22 protein-coding genes and 1 pseudogene are annotated in these 23,758 nt (G+C 63.6%); 11 read left to right on the forward strand and 12 right to left on the reverse strand.

All coding sequences use genetic code 11. The features are described 5' to 3' along the window. The first annotated feature begins 152 nt into the window (after positions 1-152). Positions 153-1,142, forward strand: coding sequence for a peptidase (locus tag ASG92_RS00455; RefSeq protein ID WP_157372006.1), 990 nt, complete (start codon positions 153-155; stop codon positions 1,140-1,142). Positions 1,143-1,191: 49 nt separating this feature from the next. After that, positions 1,192-2,463: a pyridoxal phosphate-dependent aminotransferase gene (locus ASG92_RS00460; protein ID WP_056622847.1), complete on the forward strand. Its 1,272-nt coding sequence runs from the start codon at positions 1,192-1,194 to the stop codon at positions 2,461-2,463. Positions 2,464-2,583: 120 nt separating this feature from the next. On the opposite strand, the gene ASG92_RS00465 is transcribed toward ASG92_RS00460, so the two are convergent. The 7 genes from ASG92_RS00465 to ASG92_RS00495 form a co-directional block, all read right to left on the reverse strand. Beyond that, the gene (locus tag ASG92_RS00465; RefSeq protein WP_056622850.1) at positions 2,584-3,477 is read right to left on the reverse strand and encodes an NAD(P)-dependent oxidoreductase; all 894 of its coding nucleotides are present in this window, start codon (positions 3,475-3,477) and stop codon (positions 2,584-2,586) included. Between the two features lie 160 nt (positions 3,478-3,637). Then, entirely contained in the window at positions 3,638-4,264 is a 627-nt protein-coding gene (locus ASG92_RS00470) for a DAK2 domain-containing protein (protein WP_056622852.1), read from the reverse strand. A 3-nt stretch (positions 4,265-4,267) separates the two neighbouring features. Beyond that, positions 4,268-5,269: a dihydroxyacetone kinase subunit DhaK gene (locus ASG92_RS00475; RefSeq protein WP_082579222.1), complete on the reverse strand. Its 1,002-nt coding sequence runs from the start codon at positions 5,267-5,269 to the stop codon at positions 4,268-4,270. A gap of 44 nt (positions 5,270-5,313) precedes the next feature. After that, a complete protein-coding gene (locus ASG92_RS00480; protein WP_240986942.1) occupies positions 5,314-6,387 on the reverse strand; it encodes an ABC transporter permease in 1,074 nt (357 codons plus the stop codon). Beyond that, positions 6,384-7,439 carry an ABC transporter permease gene (locus ASG92_RS00485; protein WP_056622860.1) on the reverse strand — a complete coding sequence of 352 codons (1,056 nt, stop codon included), beginning with the start codon at positions 7,437-7,439 and terminating at the stop codon, positions 6,384-6,386. Before ASG92_RS00485 ends, ASG92_RS00480 begins: the two co-directional genes overlap by 4 nt. Beyond that, entirely contained in the window at positions 7,436-8,950 is a 1,515-nt protein-coding gene (locus ASG92_RS00490) for a sugar ABC transporter ATP-binding protein (RefSeq protein ID WP_056622863.1), read from the reverse strand. Before ASG92_RS00490 ends, ASG92_RS00485 begins: the two co-directional genes overlap by 4 nt. A gap of 58 nt (positions 8,951-9,008) precedes the next feature. Next, on the reverse strand, positions 9,009-10,052 hold the full coding sequence (locus tag ASG92_RS00495) for a substrate-binding domain-containing protein (RefSeq protein ID WP_056622866.1): 1,044 nt from the start codon (positions 10,050-10,052) through the stop codon (positions 9,009-9,011). Positions 10,053-10,244: 192 nt separating this feature from the next. Between ASG92_RS00495 and ASG92_RS00500 the strand changes: the two genes are divergently transcribed. Both ASG92_RS00500 and ASG92_RS00505 read left to right on the forward strand, forming a co-directional pair. Further along, the gene (locus ASG92_RS00500; RefSeq protein WP_056622869.1) at positions 10,245-11,015 is read left to right on the forward strand and encodes a DeoR/GlpR family DNA-binding transcription regulator; all 771 of its coding nucleotides are present in this window, start codon (positions 10,245-10,247) and stop codon (positions 11,013-11,015) included. A 177-nt stretch (positions 11,016-11,192) separates the two neighbouring features. Then, entirely contained in the window at positions 11,193-12,281 is a 1,089-nt protein-coding gene (locus ASG92_RS00505) for a type I restriction endonuclease (RefSeq protein WP_056622871.1), read from the forward strand. 107 nt (positions 12,282-12,388) lie between these two features. Here ASG92_RS00505 and ASG92_RS00510 read toward each other — a convergent pair whose 3' ends face one another. Continuing rightward, entirely contained in the window at positions 12,389-12,787 is a 399-nt protein-coding gene (locus tag ASG92_RS00510; RefSeq protein WP_056622874.1) for a RidA family protein, read from the reverse strand. 317 nt (positions 12,788-13,104) lie between these two features. On the opposite strand from ASG92_RS00510, the gene ASG92_RS00515 reads away from it, so the two are divergent. Then, positions 13,105-13,932, forward strand: a complete 828-nt coding sequence (locus ASG92_RS00515; protein ID WP_056622877.1) for a sulfurtransferase — start codon at positions 13,105-13,107, stop codon at positions 13,930-13,932. Positions 13,933-14,032: 100 nt separating this feature from the next. Here ASG92_RS00515 and ASG92_RS00520 read toward each other — a convergent pair whose 3' ends face one another. After that, positions 14,033-14,719, reverse strand: a complete 687-nt coding sequence (locus ASG92_RS00520) for a DUF2848 domain-containing protein (protein ID WP_056622879.1) — start codon at positions 14,717-14,719, stop codon at positions 14,033-14,035. Between the two features lie 141 nt (positions 14,720-14,860). Here ASG92_RS00520 and ASG92_RS00525 point away from each other — a divergent pair, with 141 nt between their 5' ends. Then, positions 14,861-16,252: an MFS transporter gene (locus ASG92_RS00525; RefSeq protein WP_056623831.1), complete on the forward strand. Its 1,392-nt coding sequence runs from the start codon at positions 14,861-14,863 to the stop codon at positions 16,250-16,252. A 7-nt stretch (positions 16,253-16,259) separates the two neighbouring features. Here the strand turns inward: ASG92_RS00525 and ASG92_RS00530 are convergent, their stop codons facing one another. Further along, on the reverse strand, positions 16,260-16,916 hold the full coding sequence (locus ASG92_RS00530; protein WP_056622882.1) for a GntR family transcriptional regulator: 657 nt from the start codon (positions 16,914-16,916) through the stop codon (positions 16,260-16,262). 32 nt (positions 16,917-16,948) lie between these two features. Between ASG92_RS00530 and ASG92_RS00535 the strand changes: the two genes are divergently transcribed. Continuing rightward, positions 16,949-17,743, forward strand: a complete 795-nt coding sequence (locus tag ASG92_RS00535) for a carbon-nitrogen hydrolase family protein (protein WP_056622883.1) — start codon at positions 16,949-16,951, stop codon at positions 17,741-17,743. A gap of 96 nt (positions 17,744-17,839) precedes the next feature. On the opposite strand, the gene ASG92_RS00540 is transcribed toward ASG92_RS00535, so the two are convergent. Further along, positions 17,840-18,337 (reverse strand): SRPBCC domain-containing protein, encoded by a 498-nt coding sequence (locus ASG92_RS00540; protein ID WP_056622886.1) that lies wholly within the window; start codon positions 18,335-18,337, stop codon positions 17,840-17,842. Positions 18,338-18,350: 13 nt separating this feature from the next. Continuing rightward, positions 18,351-18,683: a metalloregulator ArsR/SmtB family transcription factor gene (locus ASG92_RS00545; protein WP_056622890.1), complete on the reverse strand. Its 333-nt coding sequence runs from the start codon at positions 18,681-18,683 to the stop codon at positions 18,351-18,353. A 190-nt stretch (positions 18,684-18,873) separates the two neighbouring features. Between ASG92_RS00545 and ASG92_RS00550 the strand changes: the two genes are divergently transcribed. From ASG92_RS00550 to ASG92_RS00565, 4 genes and pseudogenes are all read left to right on the forward strand, one after another. Continuing rightward, on the forward strand, positions 18,874-20,472 hold the full coding sequence (locus ASG92_RS00550) for a helix-turn-helix domain-containing protein (protein WP_056622894.1): 1,599 nt from the start codon (positions 18,874-18,876) through the stop codon (positions 20,470-20,472). Further along, positions 20,469-21,401: a glutaminase gene (locus tag ASG92_RS00555; RefSeq protein ID WP_056622897.1), complete on the forward strand. Its 933-nt coding sequence runs from the start codon at positions 20,469-20,471 to the stop codon at positions 21,399-21,401. The genes ASG92_RS00550 and ASG92_RS00555 overlap by 4 nt, the downstream gene beginning before the upstream one ends. Before the next feature lie 65 nt (positions 21,402-21,466). Next, positions 21,467-22,943: pseudogene (locus ASG92_RS00560) on the forward strand (amino acid permease); the annotation flags it as partial. A 372-nt stretch (positions 22,944-23,315) separates the two neighbouring features. Then, positions 23,316-23,564 (forward strand): SCO4226 family nickel-binding protein, encoded by a 249-nt coding sequence (locus ASG92_RS00565; protein ID WP_056622899.1) that lies wholly within the window; start codon positions 23,316-23,318, stop codon positions 23,562-23,564. Positions 23,565-23,758: the final 194 nt, after the last annotated feature.

Genomic DNA, 23,758 nt, shown 5'->3' on the forward strand with positions numbered 1-23,758 from the left:
AGGCCAGGTTAGTTCGCACCCGACGTCAGATGTCCCCTTATGCTGGGGTGGTCCATCGCTCATGATGGCGTAGCAACCAGGGACACTGTTGGGGGACACTGTTGCGTTCGACTTCTAATTGGCGGGACGATCCGTCCTCAGACCGTTTGCACATGACAAGCGACGGCGCGCCGCCGGGCGTCCGCCGCTCTGCCAGCGGGCGCATTCCGCAGTGGGCGATCGATGAGGCGCTGGGGGCGGCGGAGGACCCGGCTCCGTGGCGTTCTGGGCCCGCATTTCCCCCGCAACCGCCAAGGCAGGACTCCCCGCCGCCCTGGATTCCGCGGCCGCGAGGAAAAAGGCACGGTGGAAAAAGGCATGGAAGGAAATGGGCCATCGCCGCGGGCATTGCCTTGCTGGCCTGCCTCTACTCCGTTCCCGCGGTGTTCGAGCGTTTTGTGCTCCCGGCGGTCCTGCCGTACCTTCCCGGAACTCCCGTACCGCCGCCCGGATTCGAGGCATCGGGCACCCCGCTGGGGCACGCGCCGGGCAGCACCGGATCCCGCGCCTACTCGCTGCAGGAATCACCCGACCCCGGTCAGCCGTTCGCCGCCTACGACCCCTGCCGGCCGGTGCACTACGTGGTCCGGCCCGATAATGCGCCGCCGGGCGCCGGCCAGCTGGTCGAGCAGGCGGTCGCCAAGGTTTCGGCCGCCACCGGACTGCGGTTCGTCTACGACGGCTTCACCTCGGAGGCTCCCAGCGACGAACGGGAGAGCTACCAGCCGGACCGCTACGGCAAGAGGTGGGCGCCGGTTCTCATCGCGTGGTCTACGCCCGCGGAGAGCCCGGACCTGGCCGGGGACGTGGACGGCCTTGGGGGCAGCGGTTATGCGTACACAACCGGGCAGCCATACGTCCTTGTGGCCGGGCAGGTGGCACTGGACGCTCCCGATTTCGCCGAGATGCTGCAATGGCCGGACGGACCCCACCATGCGCGTGCGGTGATCATGCATGAACTCGCCCATGTGGTGGGACTCGACCACGTGGAGGATCCGACCCAGCTCATGAACCCTGAGGGCACTGACGTCACGGAATTCGCCGCCGGCGACCTCGCCGGACTGGCCGTGCTGGGCGGCGGTCAGTGCGTCCCGGAGCTGTGACGGAACCGCTCACGTTGTTTCGGGCAGTGCAGCTATGAAAATATGCCTCATGCGCCCCATGCAGAATTCCAGCCGATTGCAAGATGTCCGGTACGACCTCCGGGGCCCGGTGCAGCATGCGGCGAAGAAGTTGGAAGCGGAAGGGCACAGCATCCTGCGCATGAACCTCGGGGATCCGGCGCCGTTCGGGCTGCACGCCCCCGAGTCCATCGTGGTGGACATGATCCACCATCTGCGCGAGGCGCAGGGGTACAGCGACTCCAAGGGCATTTTTTCCGCCCGGACCGCCATCTCGCAGTACTACCAGACCAAGGGCCTGATGCAGATCGGCGTCGAGGACATCTTCATCGGCAACGGGGTCAGCGAGCTGATCTCCATGACGCTTCAGGCCTTCCTGGAAAACGGCGACGAGGTCCTGATCCCCTCGCCCGACTACCCGCTCTGGACAGCAGCGACGGTGCTCAGCGGCGGCGAGGCCGTGCACTACGCCTGCGACGAGCAGAACAACTGGTGGCCGGACATGGCCGACGTCGAGGCGAAGATCACCGACCGCACGCGCGCCATCGTCATCATCAACCCCAACAATCCGACCGGGGCCGTCTATCCGCGCCATATCCTGGCCGAGTTCGTCGAGATCGCCCGCCGGCACGATCTGGTGCTGTTCTCCGACGAGATCTACGAAAAGATCACTTTCGAGGACGCCGTCCACATCCACACCGCGTCCCTGGCCGGCGACCTGCCGGTGCTGACCTTCTCCGGCCTGTCCAAGGCCTACCGGATGCCCGGCTACCGTGCCGGCTGGGTTGCCGTCACCGGACAGCGCACGGCCACGGCCGCCTACCGGGAATCCCTCGAACTGCTGGCATCGCTCCGGCTCTGCCCGAACGTTCCGGCGCAGCACGCCATCCAGACGTCCCTGGGCGGCTACCAGAGCATTGAGGACCTGCTCAAGCCCGGCGGCCGGCTGCGCGAACAGCGCGACCTCGCGTTGCGGCTGCTGAAGGAGATTCCGGGAATCACCTGCGTACCCGCGGCCGGGGCGATGTACCTGTTCCCGAAGATGGACCCGGAGATGTACCCGTTCGCGGACGATGAGCAGTTCGTCCTTGACCTGTTGCAGGAGCAGAAGATCCTGGTCTCGCACGGCTCGGCGTTCCACTGGCCCTCCCCCGATCACTTCAGGTTCGTCATCCTGCCGCCCGTGGACGAAATCCGGGAGGCCGTGCTCCGCATCGCCACCTTCCTGGCCGCGTACCGCGCCAAGGCGGACCGCATCCGCGCCGCCCAGCCCGCGGCCGTCCTGCCGGACCTGAGCGCCTGAGCCATCGCCGCTTCCGCTGGAGCCCGATGAAACGCATGGGACTCCGAACCCGACTTTCAGCCCGCAGTAAGGCTGCTTGATGTTCCGATGTCGACGCCAAGCACCACATCCCTCATCAGCTCACCGCGTCTCGCGAACGACGGCGCGGCCCTCGGTGTCCAGATGGTCCCGCCACGACCGCTTCGCTTTCCAGCCGAGCATGCGCTCGGCCTTCGCGCTCGAGATGCCCGACGAGTCGACACGGTCCAGCTCCCGCAATTCAATCTGTTCGCCGTAATACTGCCTGAGAACTTCGGCGAAGTCGCGTCCCCCGACGTTGTCAGGATTTGCGATGTAGAACACCTCGTGACCGGGGATGTTCGATTCAACGGCCAGCACAATTGCGTCCGCGAGATCTTCCGAATCGACGTAGCTCCACAGATTGGGACTCAGATTTCCCGCGTCACGGACTTGGGCGCCAAGGTTTCGTTCGTAGTTGCCCGCGTGCTGCACATGGCTGGGGCGAATGGAGATGCAGCGGAGGTCGCTCCGGCGCACCGCGGCGTCGCACAGCTCTTCGCCGAACAACTTGGACAACGCGTACGGATCCTGGGGCCGGATGGGGTGGAGCTCGTCCACCGGAGCGTAGTCGGGAAGGACAGGACGTTCGGGGAAGAAGAATCCCGGGACCGTCTCGCTGGAGATGTTGACAAAAACCCCCACCCCGGACCGCACGGATGCCTCAATCATGTTAAACGTGCCCATGATGTTGTTTTGGAAAACAACATGCGGAGGGTTGCGGGTTGGTTCCGGGATTGCCGCCGCGTGCACCACAGCATCGAATCCGCGAACTATCGCGTATACCTGACCGGCATCCGTGAGGTCCGCCTGCTTGTATTCGGGCTCCCCGGGCAGAATCCGGTCAAAATCGTGACGGCCGAGGTCCGATCCGGTGACGTCGTGTCCGGCCGCCATCAGTGCACGGACTGCAGCGGTGCCAACCTTACCGCGGGACCCTGTTACAAGAACTTTCATAAGTCATACTCCTTTTGAATTTGCGCCTCGCCTCAGTGGAAGCGAGCCGTCCATGCGCGAGCCAGGGGAACCTCCGACGAACTGGCTCCGTCCGTCCGCCCTGCGCCGAAAGCGTCGGCTACGCGCTCGCTTCCGGCGCAGGACAGCGACGACGGCGGACTCAGAACCTGGCGGGCACTCCGGCTGTGCGCCAGGATTCCAGGAACCGCCACATGGCGGTCGCCCCGGGGTCCTGAAGTCCGATGCTTCGTTCTTGGAGCCAGGCGGCTCGGCCCCGCCTTGACCGCAGCGAACGCGTGTCGACGACGGCCTTTTCGGCCGCTGCGATGGCGGCGTCCAGTCCGCTCGCTCCGTCTTCCCCGGCGTCGAGCGCTTCTGCTGCCGGCATGATCGCGTCAACGATTGTTTTGTCCCCGATCTGCGTCTTGCCGCGCTGGGCGATGTTGTCGCCGGCAGCTTTGACAAAGCGTGCAGCAGCCGCGATGTCCACGTCGTCGAGGTCTTTCCACGTCTTTGACCCTGCAAGTAGTCCGCCGGCCACGAGCGCAGCCATCGTCGACGGGTTCGCATTGGCGAAGGCCTTGGCGCACGCGCGGGCGATCTCTGCAGGGGTGGCGCCGTCAGGGAGCTCCTCGAGGGCTTCGATTACGGCGCCGGCTCCGAGCGTGATGGTGATTCCGAGATCGCCGTCTCCCAGCGCCTGATCGAGATCACGCAGCTCGTCGGCATGCTTAACCACCTCCTTCAGGCTCCGCTGGATCTGTTCAATCAGCTCTGTAGAGTGCACGGTTCAAACCTCCTGGAAGAACGGTGAGGACGCCGGCGCCTCGAGGAGCGCAAGCCGATCGTCGTTGAGTTTGAGAAGTGAGATCGATGCGCCAGCCATCTCAAGGCTGGTCGCGTATTCGCCAACGTAGTTCTTCCCGATGGACACGCCGCGGGACGTCAGGCTCTGGTGCACCCGGCGGTACATCACGTAGAGCTCTTCGAGCGGAGTGGCGCCCATGCCGTTGACCAGAACCGCGACGCTGTCGCCATCGGCAAGCTCGAGGTCGGCGACGAGGGCGTCGACCAGGCGGTCCGTAATCGCGTCCGCAGTCTCCAGCGGACCGCGGTGGATGCCCGGCTCGCCGTGGATTCCGATGCCGATCTCCATTTCGCCGTCGGGCAGGTCGAAGCTTAACGCTCCAGTGGTCGGAAGGATGGTCGGTGACAGTCCGATGCCCATGGTCGCAGTGTTCTCAACAATGTCCTCGGCGGCTGCCGCGACCTCTTCCAGCGTGTCTCCCCGCTCAGCTGCGGCGCCGGCCGCCTTGTAGGCAAACAGCGTGCCGGCGACGCCGCGGCGCTCCTGGCGGTTTTCCTTGGGCTGGCTTGCGACGTCGTCCCGGCCGAGCACTGTCATGGTCTCAATGTCCTCGAGTTCGGCCAGGTCTGCAGCCAGGTCGAAATTGAAGACGTCGCCGCCGTAGTTTCCGTACAGGTACAACACGCCGGCACCGCCGTCGACGGCTTTCGTCGCTTCAAAACACTGCTGCGAGCTTGGTGAGCTGAAGACGTTTCCAATGGCGACACCCGAGCAAAGGCCCTGGCCGACGTAGCCCTTGAAAAGGGGCAGGTGCCCTGAGCCACCGCCCGTGACGATGCCGACCTTGCCCGCTACGGGAGCATCGGCGCGGACCAATATCCGGGGATCGTCGCCGGGATTCTTCAGCTTGTCGGGGTGTGCAAGGATGATGCCTTCGATCATCTCGTTGACGAAGTCCTCGGGCTTATTAATGATCTTCTTCACGTTTTTCCTTCTGTTGACGCAAGGGTGAGGTTTGTGGGTGAGCTCTAGCCTGGCTGGACGGCAGGTTTGCGGCTGCGCCGACGGCGGCGCCACCTGACTTGTTCGAATGCCATGGCGGCGACCAGTATCAGGCCCTGGGCTATTGCGTACTGGTAGGCCGACAGACGCATCGCGGTGAATCCGCTCGAGACGATCTGCAGGGTCAGGGTTGCCAGCACGACGCCCAGAACGGTGGCAAACCCGCCATTGGGATTAGTACCTCCAAGTACAGCGATAACGATGACGAGGAGCACGTAGGACGCGCCGTAATCCGCAGAGGCCGTTGGATTTCTGGCAATGAAAAGAACTCCCGCGATGCCACTCAGCAAGCCTGTGAGAACGTACGTACTCAGCAGGATCTTGCGGCTAGCGATGCCCGAGTATCGTGCCGCCGTCGGATTCGCTCCCTGGAGCTGGATCCTCAGGCCAAGCGGTGTGCGAGTGACCACGACTCCAATGGCAACAGCGACGAGCACGAAGACATAGAAGAGGATAGGAATTCCGGCGACTGTCGACGAACCGATCGCTGTCAGCGCGGACGGTGAGCCGTATAGCGTCTTGCCGCCCGTCCAGGCAACGGCAATTCCGTTGTAGATCTGCATCGAACCGAGCGTCGCAAGAATAGGCGTGATGCCCAACCCGGAGATCAGCAGGCCGTTGATGACACCGCCCAGAACGCCGACGGCGATGCCAGCCAGGAGGATCACCGGGAACAGCTGCTCCGCCAGGGCGGGGTCGCCCGCTGCGACCGCCGTAAACATCGTCGACATCGTAATGGCCGACAGGTTGGCCATCGCCACCAGGGAGAGGTCGATTCCGCCTGTGAGCATTGCCAGCATCATGGCGATGGCGATCACGCCGATCTCCGGCGAATTCAGCGCAATGTTCCGGAGGTTGGTCCCGCTCAGGAAGATGGAGGGTTTGAGCGCGGCAAAGACGGCGAAGGCAACGACCACGAGGATAAGCATCCGGCGGACACCGCCTTCGATGCGTCCAAGGCCAAGCAGCCGGGTCCAGCCTGCGTCCACGGAGTCGTTGAGCCTGCTCAGGGGCTTCGTTTCAGGATCGGCGAGTTTCATGCTGGGACCTCCTGCTTCTGATAGGTCTCATCGATGACGCTGGCACGGGAGGATCGCCGCGAGGCTACAGCCTGGATGCCCACACCGATGATGAGAAGGACGCCGACGGCTGTCCTCTGCCACGCGCTGGGGACTCCGGCCAGGATGAGGCTGTTGTAAATGACCTGGACCAAAATGACGCCGAGTGTCGTCCCAAGGACCGAACCGCGGCCACCGAAGATCGAGGCACCGCCCAGGACGACTGCAGCGATGATGTCCAGTTCGCTGCCGACGAGGATCTGCGGGCTCGCGCTGCGGCCCATGATGACGTAGATCATCCCGCCTGCTGCCGCCATAGTGCCGGCAATGACATAGACCGCCACCTGTGTGCGCATGACGCGGATGCCGGCCCGGCGGGCAGCCTCAACATCACCGCCGATTGCGTAGATGCTGCGGCCGAACATGGTGCTCCGAAGGACCCAGGCAAGCCCTATGGCCAATAGCACCGCCGGAACCACGAGGATGTGCAGGTACGCACTGCCCGTGGGCGTACTGACTTCGAAGAGGTTCGTAGTGGACACTTGCGCCATCGAGGCTGGAAGGTCGGCGATGTAGCGTGAGCCGACATAGGTCAGCAGCGCACCCTTGAAGATGCCTTGCGTGCCGAGGGTGACGATCAGGGTTGGCAACCGGAACTTGGCAATCAGGAAGCCGTTGATGACCCCAAGCGAGGCTCCGATCAGCAGCGCCAACGCGAAGGCGCCAATAAGTCCAAGGTCCGGCGTACCGCTCTGCAGTGCCCGCACCGTGGTGTAGGCCGCGAACACGGCAATCGCGGCGAAGGACACGTCGATGCCGCCCGAAATGATCACCATGAGAACGCCCAGTGCAAATATCAGCGGAACGATCGAGCTCCGCAGGATGCTGAAAGCGGTCGGGAGTGTGAAGAAGGCGGGGTTTGCGATGGACATGGCCACGATGAGTGCGAGGAGAACTACCGCCAGGACGCCTTCGTTGTTCGCTCCCCTCAGCAGCCGAAGACGGTCCGGAATGGCCAGACTGGCGCCGCTCATGCAGCCACCTTCTCTCGGATCGTGTCGACGGCGACGTCGTCGCCCTCGAGAATTTCAACAACCCTGCCGTGCCTCACGACGAGTACGCGATGGCAGCAGGCGACGAGTTCCGGGGCGTCATCGGAGATGACGATGATGCCCATCCCGGCAGCTGCCTCAGCCCGGAGGATGCCGAGGATTTCTGCCTTGGATCCGATATCCACGCCGACGGTGGGCCCGTTGAGCATGAGGATGCGCGGCCGGCGCGCCAGCCATTTTGCGAGCACAACGCGCTGAGCGTTTCCGCCGGACAGGGACCGCACGGGCGCTTGGACATTAGGAGCCTTGACCCGCAGCCGCGCAAACAGGCCTTGGATCGTCTCACGTACAGCGCGCAGGTCTAGGGTGCCGAAACGAGTCGTATGCTCGTTCGGGGAGCCTGCGATGATGTTGTCCGCAATCGACTTGTCCATGAAGAGCCCCTGTGTCAGACGGTCTTCGGGCACATACCCGATGCCGGCCTCGATGGCGTCATTAATGGAGTGAAGCCGGACCGGCGTTCCGTTGACCTTTACAACCCCGCTGTCGTGCGGCACCACACCGAAGAGTGCTTCGGCGATCTCGGTGCGCCCCGAACCCAGCAGGCCGGTCACGCCGAGTATCTCTCCGCGGCGCAATGTGAAGGAGACGTCCTCATAGGCGCCTCGCAGGCCAAGGCCCTCGAGTTCCAATACAACCTCAGACCGGGCGTCGAGGTCGCTGACATGGCGTGTCTCGTCGAGCTCCTGGCCGGTCATGTGAAGGGCAATGGCGCGCGGGTCCAGCATCGCCGCCGGGCTGGTGACCACGTTCTTGCCGGAACGAAGAATTGCGACGCGCTGGGAGATCTTCAGGACCTCGTCCAGCTTGTGGGAGACGAAGATCAGGCCCACTCCCCGGGAACGAAGCCGCTCAACGATCACGAAGAGCCTGTCGACCTCGGTGTGCGTAAGTGCCGTCGTCGGCTCGTCCATGATCAGGACGCGGGCATCACTGACGAGCGCACGGCAGATGGCCGTCAGCTGTTTGTCAGCGACCGAGAGCCGCTCGACGTCGGCGTCAAGGTCCAGATGCAAGCCAAGTTCGTCGACAATCGCCTGCGCTGCCGGGCGGGCTGCCCTGCCGCTGTACAGCCGCCGACGGTCCGCTACGGCCGATGTCAGGACGATGTTCTCGGCCACGGTGAGGTTCGGGAACAGCGAGAAATCCTGATAGATGACCTGGATCCCGCTCTTGATGGCGTTGGTCGGGTCCATCGACGAATAGGTGTTGCCGTCGACAATAATCTCGCCCGAGTCCGGTTTCTCAGCTCCGGAGATGATCTTGATCAGAGTCGACTTGCCACAGCCGTTCTCTCCGGCCAGGCACAGTACCTCGCCGGGCAGCAGATCAAGCGAGACGTCGTTGAGCGCGGTGACGCCGCCGAACGTCTTGACAATGTTGCGCACCTCGAGAACAGGCGAAGGCGGCCCTTTCAGGGCAGTGCTTGTCATATCGAAACCCTTTCAGGAGGGCGCGGGCGCAGTGATGGGCGCCCGGCGCCCCGAACGGTCAGAAGTTGTACTGCTTGGCGGTTGCGGCGTCGGCTTCGATCGATGCGTCGCCCAGGAACACGTTGTCGTAGCCCTTCAGCTTCTTCAGGCTGTTGTAGCCCTTGATGCCCAAGTCGGTGCCTTCTTCGACCTTGCCTCCGCTGGCCAGGATGCGCGCGATCTCCAGCTGAGCCTCACCGGCGAGTGCCGGGTCCCAGAAGAAGATCTTGTCGATTCCGCCGGTTGCCAGGTACTTGCTCGCGGCAGACGGAATTGACGTGCCCATCACACAGATGTCTTTGGCGCGTCCGGCTTCTTCAACAGCGCGGGCGATGCCCGGGACGTCGTTGCCGGCAGAGCCTTCGAATCCTTTGATGTTGGGGTGCTTCGCAAGAATTTCCTTGGCCTTCTGGTACGCAGCAGCCTCGTTGTCGGTGCTTTCGATCGGATCCTCTACGCGCTTCATGCCCGGGAAATTCACCTTCTGGTAGTCGTAGGCAGCCCCGACCCATTCCATGTGCGTCTTGGCCGTGAGGCCGCCGACGAACTGGACGTATTCACCCTTGCCACCCATGCAGGTGCCGAGGCTCTTCATGATTTTCTCGCCGTAAACGGCGTTGTCGAACGCCTCGATGTCTACGTCGACGTTTTTGATTCCGGTTGCCTCATGGGCGACCGTGATGATGCCCTTCGCCTTGGCCTGGGCCAGGACGCTGGCAACGGCTTCAGGAGAGTTCGGCACGACGGTGATGGCCGTCGGGCTCTGCGCGACCAGGTCCTGGATAATCTTGATCTGTTTCTCCGGGCTGACGTCATCGCCTCCCTCGGTGCGCGTGTCGATGCCAGTGCGTTTGCCGTAGGCCTGAACGCCCTCATCCATGCGGTCGAACCAAGCGATTCCCTTGAGCTTCACCACTGTCACCATGGTCATGTCGGACGCCTTGGCGTCGCCGCTCGCTTTTCCCGCTCCCGCCGCGGCCCCGTCGTTGACCGAGCCGCAGCCCGTCATGAGAAGGGCTGAGAGGCCAGCGGCCACAACTGCTGATGTGCGCAAAAGCTTCATCAATTCACTCCTTTGTGATCATGCACGGCGGATGCCTGAATCCGCGCATCGGTTTCTCCGATCTGTGCATACGCTAGGACATATTCGCGCAACTGTCGAGAGATTCGTGCAAAATTGCCGAGATTCGTGCACATATTGCGCGAAATCATGCATCGGTCTAACCTTGAGGTCATACCTAGGGAAAGGGGCCCGATGTCGCGCCGCCAGGAGATTGTCGAGCTCATCGAAGAGCACGGTTTTCAGAGCGTCACCACGCTCGCCCGCAAATTTGGCGTGGACGCGTCTACTATCCGCCGAGACCTCGAGCGGCTGGCGGAGGATAAGAGGATCCGGCGCACACATGGCGGCGCCGCCCCCGCCGAGCCGGTGGCACCTCTCAATGCGACGGGGACCCAGCTACGGGAGAAGCAAGCCATCGGCGCAGCCACGGCGGACAGAATCCTTGAGAACCAGACGGTGCTTCTTGACAGCGGATCCACTTGCCTAGAGGTAGCACGCCATCTCGACCACTCACGCCTCACCGTCGTAACGCATGACTTGCTCGTCGGACTCGAGATATCCCGGAAGCCGCGAATCAATCTGGTGTTCATCGGGGGCGAGCTCCTGCCGGGCGCCACTTCCATGTGGGGGCCCGCGTCGCTTCAACAACTCGAGAACATGCGCATCAATGTGGCCGTTTTCGGAGCTGGCGCTGTAATGGATGACGGGATTTACGCGAGCTCGAGTTACTCGATCGAGCTCAAACGCAAAATGCGCTCCGTCGCTGCGGAGGCCTTCTTCGTCGCCGACAGCTCGAAGTTCGGGCGCGAGGCGCTCTTCAAGGTCTTTGGATTCGAGGACTTTACTGCCGGCATCACCGACGACGGGATTGATCCGATTCGGGCGGCGCGCTGGCCTATTCCTCTGATCCGGGCCAGCACCAAGAATGACGCCGAAGCCAGCGGCATAAGCCGACGCGCATAGTTTTCAGAGGGCGACGGTTTCTCAGCGGACGACGGCGGGAGCTCCCGCAGTCGTCCGATTCCGTCCGAACTCTGCAACCCTAAAGCGACGTCCGTATTTTCGTTCGTGGGGTATGTCACGCTGAGGCCAGGCTCGGCTACGGTTGGCTCCACCATCGAATTCGCTTCAGGGGGACACATGGAATTTGCAGAACGACTTGCCGCGTTGGCCGCAAAGGTGCGTCAGCAGCGCGGTGTTATTCAAACTGAAGAGGCGACGAAGAACGCCTTTGTCATGCCTTTCATCTCCACGATTCTCGGTTACGACGTCTTCAACCCGTTGGAAGTCGTCCCCGAATTCATTGCCGACGTGGGACTCAAGAAGGGCGAGAAGATCGACTACGCGATCGTCAAGGACGGCGTCGTCCAAATCCTGATTGAGTGCAAGAAGTCGTCGGAGCCCGTGAAAATCGAGCACGCTTCCCAGTTGTTCCGGTACTTCGCCGTAACAAACGCGAGAATCGCGATCCTCACAAACGGTGAGGTTTATCAGTTCTTCACGGACCTCGACGCCCCCAACCGCATGGATGCCAAGCCGTTCCTCGTCCTGGACCTGAATGACATTGATGAATCCCTCATCCCCGAACTTCGGAAGCTGTCCAAGGACGTCTTTGACCTCGACTCCATCATCAATGCCGCCGGAGAGCTGAAATACATCGGTGAGCTCAAGCGAACGCTGGCTTTGCAATTCAAGGAACCGGAGGATGAATGGGTCAAGTTCCTTACGGGCCGCGTTTACACGGGCGCGTACACGCAGAAAGTGCGTGAACAGTTCACGGCCCTGGTCTCCAAGGCATCCAAGCAATTCCTGAATGACCAAGTCAATGAACGCCTGAAAAAGGCGCTAGGCGCCCCGGGCTTTCCGCAAAATGACGAAGCAGCTGCGGCGGCAGTCACCAGCGCGCCTGTTGCCGAGGCCGACCTTGCCGAGGCGGACGGTCTCGAAACAACTTTGGAAGAAATCGAGGGTTACCAGATTGTCCGCGCCATAGTCTGCAGCGAGGTAAAGCCCGCCCGCGTGGTCCAGCGGGATGCCAAGTCCTACTTCGCGGTCCTGCTGGACGACAATAACCGCAAGCCGATCGCCCGGCTCCATTTCAACCGCACCCAGAAATACATCGGGATATTCGACGCGGACAAGGAGGAAACCCGGGTGCCTATCAGCTCGCTGGAGGAGATCTACGAGCACACCGAAGCCCTTCGGGCCAGCGTAAAGGGGTACCTGTAGCCCTTTAGTCCCAAGCAAACGAAGCGGACGACGGCGGGAACCTCCCGCCGTCGTTCGTTTCCTTACGCCAAAGTCGGGCACTGACGGCTTACGGACAAGGCGGTCCGCTACTCAGGCAGGACGACAGTCGTCTCGATTTCGATGAGCAACCCGTCCAGGGCGAGGCCGGTGACGCCAACGATTGTCTGGGCCGGATGCTCCGAGGAGCCCTGCACTTCTTCGATCGCGGCGGTGATCGTTTCATATTGCGTGGGCTGCAGCGTGTAAATGGTCCGTCGATATACGTCCTCCCAAGTGGCCCCGATGGCATCGAGGGCGATCTTGATGTTTCGCATGGCAGCCTTTGTCTGCTCTGCGAGATCGTCTCCGCCGACAATGGCGAAGTCGGAGTCCAGCGCGACCTGTCCGGACAAGAATCCGAGTCCGGCAGCGGGTGCACTGACGACGTTGGTGAATCCGGGTGCGGCGTGGAGCGCGGTTGGGTTCAGCAACTTGCGGCTTGACATTGGAATCCCTGCTTTCTGTTGAGGAGTGCGCATCCCATTGGACGGACCTTTCCCCGCCGCCGGGCTGGGCGCAGCCGCCACCAGCAAACCGAAGCAGTCCGCAATGCCCCGGTCACGCAACCGGCGTGGATCCCAATGGCGCCCGCGCGATCATGGTACGCGCCGGCTCCGTGCTGGGAGTAGACCGCAAATGTGCACGGACCACGCTGCACACGCTGCGTGCCGTCCAGGTCGGCGGTTTCTAACGAACGTCGCAACAGGTCCATATGTTGAGATCTACATCTCAACATATGGATTCTCGCTTTAGACTCCGGATCATGAGTAATAGCGACCCGAACTTGCAGCCCTTTGTTGATTGGACCTGGTGCGCGGGCAACTTAGGGCGATTCGTTCTCGTGGATGCCCGCTGGTACCTGGATGGGGCCTCGGGAAGGGACGCCTACGATGCCGGTCATATCCCGGATGCCGTCTTCGTCGACATGGATCGGTGGCTCTCGGGGGCGGCTTCGAAAAAAGCCGGGAGGAACCCGCTGCCCGATCCTGAAGTGTTTGCCCAAGGGATGCAGGAAGCCGGCATCAGTGACTCTGACATCGTGATCGCCTATGACGACGCAGGTGGAGTCATCGCGGCCCGAATTGTGTGGATGCTCCGGTCGACGGGCCGCAGTGCCGCGATCCTGAACGGGGGTATCGCCAGTTACCCGGGAGAGCTCGCTACGGAGGCCCCGCAAAGACTTGAAGGAGACTTCTCAGCCCAAGCCTGGCCTGAGACCCTGCTTGCCGATATCTCGGAGGCGTCTTCTGTTCAATACGCGGTCGTTGACGCGAGGAATCGCGACCGCTTCGAGGGGCGCCAAGACCCTATTGACCCCCGCCCAGGGCACATACCCGGCGCCGTAAATGTCCCCTGCCGCGAGAACCTCGGCTCCTCGGGAAGACTGATCCCAGAGATACAGCTACGCGAGAATTTCGAGCGTGTCGGCATCGTCTCCGCCGAGAACACCATTGCATATTGCGGATCCGGAGTGACCGCCTGCCACAACCTGCTGGTTCTGGAGCAACTCGGAATGGGCAAAGGCAGACTGTTCGTCGGCGGCTGGTCCCAGTATGGACACGCCACGGACAGGCCTGTCAAAACCGCCTAACCTGGCTTCTACCCGCCGGTGGTTGGGCACCCCAACGCAAGACGGACGACGGCGGGAACCTCCCGCCGTCGTCCGTCTCCGTTTTGTCTCAACCCATGAATCAGCCGATCGGTTCGGGCATCTGCTCCACGACATACTGGGCATCCACCGAGGCGCCGTTTACGGGATCCGTCATTTCCACTTTCCAGCTGCGGGCGAACTGGTTCACGCCGTGGGTCATGGCCACGGTGCCGGAAATGAGGACGGTTCCGGGCGCGTTCAGTCCACGTTCCGTGAGGACGTCCAGCCAGTAGTCCGGGGTCAGCAGGGCAGCCAGCGAGCTGTCCTGGATCAGGGTGTCAGGGGTGTAGCCCTCCCCCACCCAGCCCTTCAGCGTGATCTGGTCCAGATGGTCCCGCACGTCGTCCAGGCGCCAGGCCTTGCGCCCCAGCACGTCCGGGCTGGCGTTCTTGCTCCAGGCCACGCCGTGGACTTCCAGTTCGCGGTCCGTGTGGTCGCAGGCGACCGTGAGCAGCACGCCGTCGTCGGTGACCACCATCGCCCACTCGGCCTCGCCGGAGGTCCGTCCATGCTGCACGCTCACTTCCGATACCTGCTGGGCCAGATAGGCAGACACTGGATATAGGGCCGGCGTGGTGGCGGGTCCGGGAACGCCAAGTTCAGCCAGTTCGGCAATGTGGGCTTGCACTTCCTCCTGCTCCCGCCCTGCGTAGCCTGCGTTCAGGAGGTGCTTTACCTGTACATCCTTGGTGCTGCCGTCGGGAAGTTCGAAGCTCAGAGTCGTCATGGTGGATCCATCCTTTTGCTGATGAAAAATTACAAACCGGAAACCTGAAACGGTCGCCAATGTACATCCAGTATGCGTAATGTATACATTTAACGCCAGCGTGACAGGCGTCACCATAAAAAACTCGTGGAGGACAACACCATGGCAAACGTCCCAGTTCCGGCTTCCGGCACTACGCCGCATCCGGACAAGCCGATTCACCCCAAGGGCCTGTTCAAGGCCTTCGCCGCCAGCCTCACCGGCACCGCTCTCGAGTGGTACGACTTCGCCGTCTACTCGGCGGCGGCCGCCGTCGTATTTCCCCTCGTCTTCTTCCCCGCGTCCGATCCGCTGACGGGCACCATCCTGGCCTTCTCCACCTACGCGGTGGGCTACGTTTCCCGCCCGGTCGGCGGCATCATCTTCGGCCGGCTCGGGGACCGGATCGGCCGCAAGAAGGTCCTGGTGACCACCCTGATGATCATCGGCGTGGCCACCGTGCTGATCGGCGTGCTGCCCGGTTACGAGAGCATCGGCATCACCGCCCCCATCATCCTCGTCCTGCTGCGGTTCGCCCAGGGCGTGGGCGTGGGTGGCGAATGGGGCGGCGCCGTCCTCCTCTCCAGCGAATACGGTGATCCCCACCGGCGGGGCTTCTGGGCTTCCGCTGCCCAGGTGGGTCCGCCCGCAGGCAACCTGATGGCAAACGGCGCCCTGGCGGTCCTCACGCTGGCACTGACCGAGGAGCAGTTCCTCTCCTTCGGCTGGCGCATCGCCTTCCTGGTGTCGGCCCTGCTGGTCGGATTCGGCCTCTGGATCAGGCTGAAGCTCGAGGACACCCCTGTCTTCAAGGCCATCCAGGCCCACGGCGAGCAGCCCCACGCCCCGGTCCACGAGGTCTTCCGCAAGGAGCTCCGCCCGCTGATCGCGGCCATCCTGTGCCGCGTGGGACCCGATGTGCTCTACGCGCTGTTCACGGTCTTCACCCTCACCTACGGCATTCAGGCCCTGGGCTACGAACGCAACGAGGTGCTCACCGCCGTCCTGGTCGGATCCGCATTCCAGCTGTTCATGATCCCGCTGGCCGGAGCCGTGTCCGACCGCTTCAACCGCCGCCTTGTCTACGGCGTCGGCGCAGTGGCGGGTGCCGTCTGGACGTTCATCTTCTTCGGCGTCCTGGGCGGAAACAACGAGCCGATGCTCATCGTGGGCATCGTGCTCGGCCTCATGGCCCACTCCTTCATGTACGGCCCGCAGGCCGCCTTCATCGTGGAGCAGTTCTCCCCCCGGCTCCGTTCCACCGGCAGTTCGCTGGCCTACACGTTCGCCGGTGTGATCGGCGGCGCCATCGCCCCGCTGATGTTCACGCTGCTGCTGTCCCAGTTCGGCACCTGGATTCCGGTGGCCATCTATGTCGCGGTTGCCGCGGCCGTCACCGTCGTGGGACTGGCCCTCGGCCGGGACAACGACACCGTGGAGGACGCGGACTACCGCCTGCTGCTGGAAGGAACCGGAGCGGCACCCCAGACGTCCGGCGCCGCGGAAACCAAGTGAGCGGAATCTAGGTGCGGAGCAGGATGTCGCGGGTAACGGCCAGATGATGGTCGATGGCTTCCTGCGCCTTAGCGGCATCGCCGGACACCAGGGCATCGAGGATGTCCTGGTGTTCGGCGCACACCTGCCCGCGCCGGCCGCCGGTCCGGAACAGCGCGGATACGCCCACCAGGATCTGCCGCACGTGGAGCTTGCTGTAGGTGCGGGAGATGAGTTCGTTTCCCGCAGCGTCAATGAGCTGCTGGTGGAAGAGGGTATCCAGGCGGATGAACTCCCGCGCGGCCTCCGGGCTGAGGTTGTCCGGAAGCTGGGCCTGCTGGTCCAGGGTTTCCTGCATCGTCTCCGCGGGCACCCTGCGCTGCTCGATGACCAGGCGGGCGGCGTGGCTTTCGAGGACACCGCGCAGCTCCATGAGCTCGGACATTTCCCGGCCCGTCACCGGGGGGACGTAGGCGCCGCGCTGGGGAATCAGTTCCACCAGGCCGTCGGAGACCAGGAGCAGGAGAGCCTCCCGGACCGGAGTGCGCGACACCCCGATTTCGGCGGCAAGCTCCTGCTCGTTCAGGAACCGGCCCTGCATCTCCGGGTCGATCAGAATGTTTTCACGCAGGTACGCGTAGGCCTTCTCCCGGCCGGACGCGGCCGTACCCGACATTTTTCGCATACTTTATGTATACAACAGACTGGAGTAAATTCATGCGTCTAGCAGTGGCCCAAATCATCAGCAGCGCCGATCCGGCGGGCAATCTGGAGCTGATCCGAGAATACGCCACGCGTGCCAAAGCCGCCGGGGCCGAGCTGGTGGTGTTCCCGGAAGCGGCGATGCGCGCGTTCGGCAACACTCTCGCGGACATCGCCGAGCCCCTGGACGGCCCGTGGGCCACCGCCGTGCGCGGCATTGCCAAAGAGCTCGGCATCGCCGTGGTGGCGGGCATGTTCACGCCCGGGGAGGGCGGACGCGTGCGCAACACCCTGCTGGTGACCGGCCCGGGGATCGACACCTCCTACGACAAGATCCACCTGTTTGACGCTTTCGGTTTCGCCGAGTCCGACTCAGTGGACGCCGGAACGTCACCGGTGACCTTCGAAGTGAACGGCACGGTCATGGGCCTCGCCACCTGTTACGATGTGCGGTTCCCCGCACTGTTTACCGCCAATGCGAGGGCCGGCGCCCAGATCAACATCGTTTGCGCGTCCTGGGGCGCCGGCGAAGGGAAGGCCGACCAGTGGGACCTGTTGGTCCGTGCCCGCGCCGTGGACAGCACCACGTTCGTGGTGGCCTGCGGACAGGGTGACCCCGCCAGCATCGGCCTTCCGTCCGCCGGCTCCGCCCCCACCGGCATCGGCCACAGCGCGGTGGTGTCGCCGCTCGGCTCCCCTTTGGTTACCCTGGGCCGCGAGCCCGAACTGGCGCTGGTCGACATCGACCCGGGCGCCATCACGGAGATCCGCGGAAAACTGCCGGTGCTGGCGAACGCCCGGAGTTTCTAGGCTGGCGGACGACGGGCAAGAGGACGACGGCGGGCCGTTCCGCCGTCGTCCTCTTGCCTTCCGCGTTCCTGCCGTTCGCGCTGGTTCAGCGGGCGGTCAGGCGCGGGAGTGCTCGGCCAGGAGGGCGTCGATCTGGCCGGCGGCTTCCTTCATGCCGTCTTCCATGCCCATCTCCACCATCTTGCCCATCTGTTCCTCGGACTCGAACGTGGACAGGACGGTCATCCTGGTGCGGCCGCCGAGGTCCTCGAGCGTGACGGTCGCATGCGTGGTGCCCATGGCCTCGACCGGAGCGCCGTCGTCGTCGGCGAAACCGTCGTCAAATTCCAGGCGGCGGGGAGCCTCGATGGCGGTGATGCGCCACCAGCCGCCGGCCTTCTCGCCGTCGGGGCCGGTCATGTAGTAACTGGCCTCTCCGCCGGGCGTGAATTCGTGCTTCACGAACGTGGCCGGCCAGGTGGGCGGGCCCCACCAGCGCTCAAGCTGCCGCGGGTCTTCCCAGATCTGCCAGACCCGTTCGACGTCGGCGTCGAACTCGGCCACGAGGGTGAAGCTGAGCGTCTCTGCGCTCTTCGTGGAACTGATAACCGTCATTGCCGGACCCTTCCTATTCTTCAGCGAGGATGTCTGCGATCCGCCCGGCGCGCTGCCGCCAGATCGCCTCGTACTCGTCAAGCAGCCGCCGGGCTTTCTGCAGGCCTTCATGGTTGCCCCGCACGATCTGCTCCCTTCCGCGCTTTTCCTTGGTGACCAGGGAAGCGCGCTCCAACACCGCCACATGCTTCTGAACGGCGGCAAAACTCATGGCGTAGAGGGACGCCAGGCCGGACACCGAATACTCCCCCACCGCCACGCGGCGCATGATGTCCCGCCGGGTGGTGTCCGCGAAAGCCTGGAAGAGGCGGTCAAGTTCGGCATCGCTAAGCTGATCTACAACCATTTGGTTGTAGGATATTCCCGCGGCCGAAGGGTGTCAATCCCCTAGCGCCCGGACCGGCGCGCATTGGTTCCCGGACCGAAAACGCACCACCGGATTTAGGCTGGGATCCATACTGTCCGGGATTTGTTGTGGATAGCATTGGGTGACCGGACAGAGCCGTCCGGTCGGGTATCAACGCCGAAGGAAGCCCATGGCCGCAGCTACAGTGGACGACATCCTGTCGGACCTCCCCCTGGGTTTTGCCAGCCTCATTCTTCGACCGGACCGCGCCGAATCTCCTATCGAACGATTTCTGATCGTTGACGCCGACGACGAGACTTCCGACGGTGGGGCCGCGTTTGTCCTGCTCATCGGGGTCCGCGGACGCTCCGCTTTGCCGGCGCTGCGGCGCCTTCTGAAAAACCCTCCGCTGGTGCTGGCCGTCAAGGGCGGCCCCGGGGAACTGGGGGAAGCCGAAGAACTGCTCCGGGCTGCCGGAACCGGCCTCCTTCTGGTGGATCCGGCCGCGGACTGGGACCGGCTGCTGTCCATTGCCAAGGACCGGATCCAGCCACGCAGCTACCAGAGCGAGGTACTGACGCTGCTGGAAGAGGACCTGTTCGCCATTGCCCAGACGACGGCCCGCCTGACATCGAGCCATGTTGTCATCGAGGACGCCGCCAACAAGGTCCTGGCCTACTCCACGGTGACGAATGACATCGACGAACTGCGTAAGGCGTCGATTCTGGCCCGACGCGGTCCGCGCAAATACGAGCTGCTTCTCAAGGATCTTGGCGCCTACCGCGAACTGCACCGGACGCGCCAGCCGGTCAGGGTTCCGGCCAGGCCCCAGGACGGCCTGAGGGAGCGCGTCGCCATCACCCTGTTCGCTGGCGAGCGCATCATGGGGTACATCTGGCTGCAGGAAACCGGGGACGGTTTCGGCGCGGACGTCGACTACGTCCTGACCGGATCGGCCGCCCGCGTGTCAGCCGAGCTGATCCGCTACCGCAACCAGCAGTCGGTGCACATGCGCGAGGACCGCATTGCGCGGATCCTTTCGGGCCCGGCGGAAGCCGCAGCGAGTGCCCATAGCGAGAAGATCCCCGCGGACCGCCCGTCAGCACTGATCCTGCTGGGAATGTCCGCCGCCGGGGCGCAGGAAGACGACGCAGCCCTCAAGCACGGGGAACTCGCCAACCTTGCGTCCATCCATGCGGCTGCCTACAAGCCGTCTGCCATCGTGGGACAGTTCAACGGCGACACCGCCGTGATCGTCCCGGGGCTGCAGTCCGCCAATGCCGAAGCCGGGCTTCGGAGCCTCGCCGAAGCCATCGTCCGGGACGCCGGGAAGCATCTGGGCATCAGTCCGTTCGCGGCGGTGGGGCCGGTCGCCCCCGATCTGCTGTCGATTCACTCCGTGACCGCTAAGACGGAGGCCCTGCTCGGCTCCATGCGGCGGTCAGGGACCGCTTCTGTGGCCACGGTGGACGACTTCGAGGTGGACATCCTGTTCCATGAGGCGGTGGAGAACTTCACGGCCTCCGACTTCCGCCATCGCACCCTCTGGACCCTCCTCCGCGACGACCGCGAACTGGCCGAAACCCTCCGTGCGTATTTCGACGCGTCCCTGGATGTGGCCGAATGCGCCCAGCGGATGAAGCTGCACAAGAACACCGTCTACTACCGGATCAGCAAAGCCAGCAGGGTCACCGGCCTGAACTTTAGCAATCCCCGCCATTCATTGGTCGCCCTGCTCCACATCCAGGAGTGGGCCGCCACGCATAAGGAGCACCTGGGCAAGAAATGATGACAGCACTCGATTCGCCGCCCCTTAACCTGGTCCTGGATGACATCGTCCGCAGCCACCGGCCCCGGAGTGAAGCAGGATCAGTTCCCGCCGGCATCCCCCACCTGTCATCGCCGCCGTTCGACCGCTTCGGGATTGCGGTCGCCACCACATCCGGGGACGTCTTCAGTTCCGGCGACGCGCATCTTCCATTCTCGATCCAGAGCATCTCGAAGGTCTTCACCCTGGCCATGGCGCTCAGCGCCGGTGACCCCAGTGCGCTCTGGTCCCGCGTACTTCGCGAGCCGTCAGGGACATCCTTCAACTCCTTGGTGCAGCTTGAAGTGGAGCACGGGATCCCCCGGAACCCGTTCATCAACTCGGGCGCCCTGGTGGTGACCGACCACCTGATGGAGAGGTTCGCTGACGCTGCAGGTCATGTCCTGCGCTTCCTGGCCGACCAGGTGGGTGGGCCGGGTCCTTTCATCGACGAGATGGCCGCAAAAAGTGAGCTTGCCAATAGCAGCCGCAACCTGGCCCTCGCCCACTTCCTGAAGGACTTCGGCAACCTGCACCGGCCCGCCCAGGCCGTGGTGGAGAACTATGTCAGGCAGTGCTCCATCATGATGACCTGCGTGGAAACGGCGAAGGCCGGGCTTTTCCTTGCACAGGGCGGCCGCGGAGCGCAGGGAACTGTGGTCTCCCCGAGCGAGGCAAAACGCATCGGATCCATCATGCTGACCTGCGGCATGTATGACGCAGCCGGTGAGTTCGCCTACCGCGTGGGTCTTCCCGGAAAGAGCGGTGTGGGCGGCGGAATTCTGGTGATCGTCCCCGGCGAGTGCTCCGTGTGCGTCTGGAGTCCCAGGCTGGATTCCAAGGGAAATTCCCTGGCGGGGTCGGCGGCCCTCGCTGATCTGTCGGACCGCACCGGGTGGTCCGTTTTCTGATCCGGCGCCCGCACTTTCCTGCTCCACCCCTCAGTTAGATCTTCAACCGGTCGAAAGGATCACCCATGTCCAACAACCCCAATGACGAGGTTGGCCTGCACGAGGCCGACGGCGGCCACGCCCATGCTTCGGATTCCCTCCTTCAYGCGGAAGACAAGGGCTACCACAAGAGCCTGAAACCGCGGCAGATCCAAATGATCGCGATCGGCGGCGCCATCGGCACCGGCCTGTTCCTCGGCGCCGGCCCTCCCTCGTCATCGCCTACGCCGTCTGCGGCTTCTTCGCCTTCCTGATCCTCCGCGCCCTCGGCGAACTGGTCCTGCACCGCCCGTCCTCCGGCTCGTTCGTCTCCTACGCCCGCGAATTCTTCGGCGAGAAGGCCGCCTTCGTCTCCGGCTGGTTCTACTGGATCAACTGGGCCACCACCACCATCGTGGACATCACCGCCGCGGCCCTCTACATGAACTTCTTCGGCAAATACATYCCCTGGATGGCCGASGTCCCGCAATGGGCCTGGGCCCTGATCGCCCTGRTCGTCGTSCTGTCCCTGAACCTSGTCTCCGTGAAGGTCTTCGGCGAAATGGAATTCTGGTTCGCCATCATCAAGGTCGCCGCCCTCGTCGCGTTCCTGCTCATCGGCACCTACTTCGTCATCTTCGGCACCCCGGTCGACGGCCAGGAAGTCGGCCTCAGCCTCATCACCGACCACGGCGGCATCTTCCCCAACGGCATCCTGCCCATGATCATCCTGATGCAGGGCGTGCTCTTCGCCTACGCCTCGATCGAACTCGTCGGCACCGCCGCCGGCGAGACCGAAAACCCCGAAAAAATCATGCCCAAAGCCATCAACTCCGTGGTCTTCCGCATCGCCGTCTTCTACGTCGGATCCGTCATCCTGCTCGCCCTGCTGCTGCCCTACACCTCCTACCAGAAGGGCGTCAGCCCCTTCGTGACGTTCTTCGGCTCCATCGGCATCCAGGGCGTGGACGTCATCATGAACCTCGTCGTCCTCACCGCCGCCCTGTCCTCCCTCAACGCCGGCCTCTACTCCACCGGCCGCATCCTCCGCTCCATGTCCGTCGCCGGCTCCGCCCCCAAGTTCGCCCAGCGCATGAACAAGGCCGGCGTCCCCTACGGCGGCATCGCCATCACCGCCGGCGTCTCCCTCCTCGGCGTCCCGCTGAACTACCTCGTCCCCTCCCAGGCCTTCGAAATCGTCCTCAACGTCGCCTCCGTGGGCATCATCGTCACCTGGGCCACCATCGTCCTGTGCCAGATGCAGCTCAAACGCTGGGCAGACAAGGGCTGGCTCAAACGCCCGTCCTTCCGGATGTTCGGCGCCCCCTACACCGGCTACCTCTCCCTGCTGTTCCTCCTCGGCGTGCTCGTCATGGTCTTCATCGACTCCCCACTCACCCTGCTCGTCACCCTCATCGCCTGCGCCCTCATGGTCGCCGGCTGGTACGCCTGCCGCAAACGAATCCACGAAATCGCCGAAACCCGCGACGGCTACACCGGCATGTCCCCCGTAGTCGCAAACCGNCTGCGCCCTCATGGTCGCCGGCTGGTACGCCTGCCGCAAACGAATCCACGAAATCGCCGAAACCCGCGACGGCTACACCGGCATGTCCCCCGTAGTCGCAAACCGCCCGGGCCCCGGCGGCGCCGACCGCATCTAGCCCGCATCGATTGAGCGCGAACGGACACTTGCGGCCCCTGATCCAAGGGGCCCCAAGTGTCCGTTCGCGCTCAAGCCCAAGCTCCCGAACCACCTCCGCGGCACCGAGGTTCCCTGACAACACAACCCCGGGGCGTCGCCGTCGTTCCTTAAATCCTCTTGACGGACGGAGTTCACAGGTCTACGGTCAGCCCCGTCCGGATATTCAACGTCGAATCAATCCAGGGAGTGTCACAATGCCGGAATTCATGGATGTCCATCGCAATATGGCGGGAATAACCAAGGAGGACCTGCAAGCGGCCCACGATGCCGACCTTGCGATTCAGGGCGAGGAAAAGGTCGAATTCAAAAGCGCCTGGGCCGATCCCGAGGCAGGAGTCGTCTACTGCCTGTCGGAGGCCCCTTCGGCGGACGCGGTGAGGCGCATTCACGAGCGTACGGGCCACCCCGCGGACGAGGTGCACCCCGTCCCGATCAAGGTCTGACTAGCCGATTCAGGCATTTCTGCACCGCTTTAGGCCGCCCCAGGGCACACCCGTGCCGTGGTTCCGGGCCTCTAAACCCGGGCGGCGCGGCAAAGTGGTGCAGAAATGCCAGAGTTTCCTGTGTGACAGGCCGCTTCTGCCGCCAATCGGCCTACGATTGAGGAATCCGGGGGCGCGCGAAGCCGTACGAGCCC

Origin of the sequence: Arthrobacter sp. Soil736 (assembly GCF_001428005.1) — a bacterium.
In the GTDB taxonomy this organism is placed as follows: domain Bacteria; phylum Actinomycetota; class Actinomycetes; order Actinomycetales; family Micrococcaceae; genus Arthrobacter.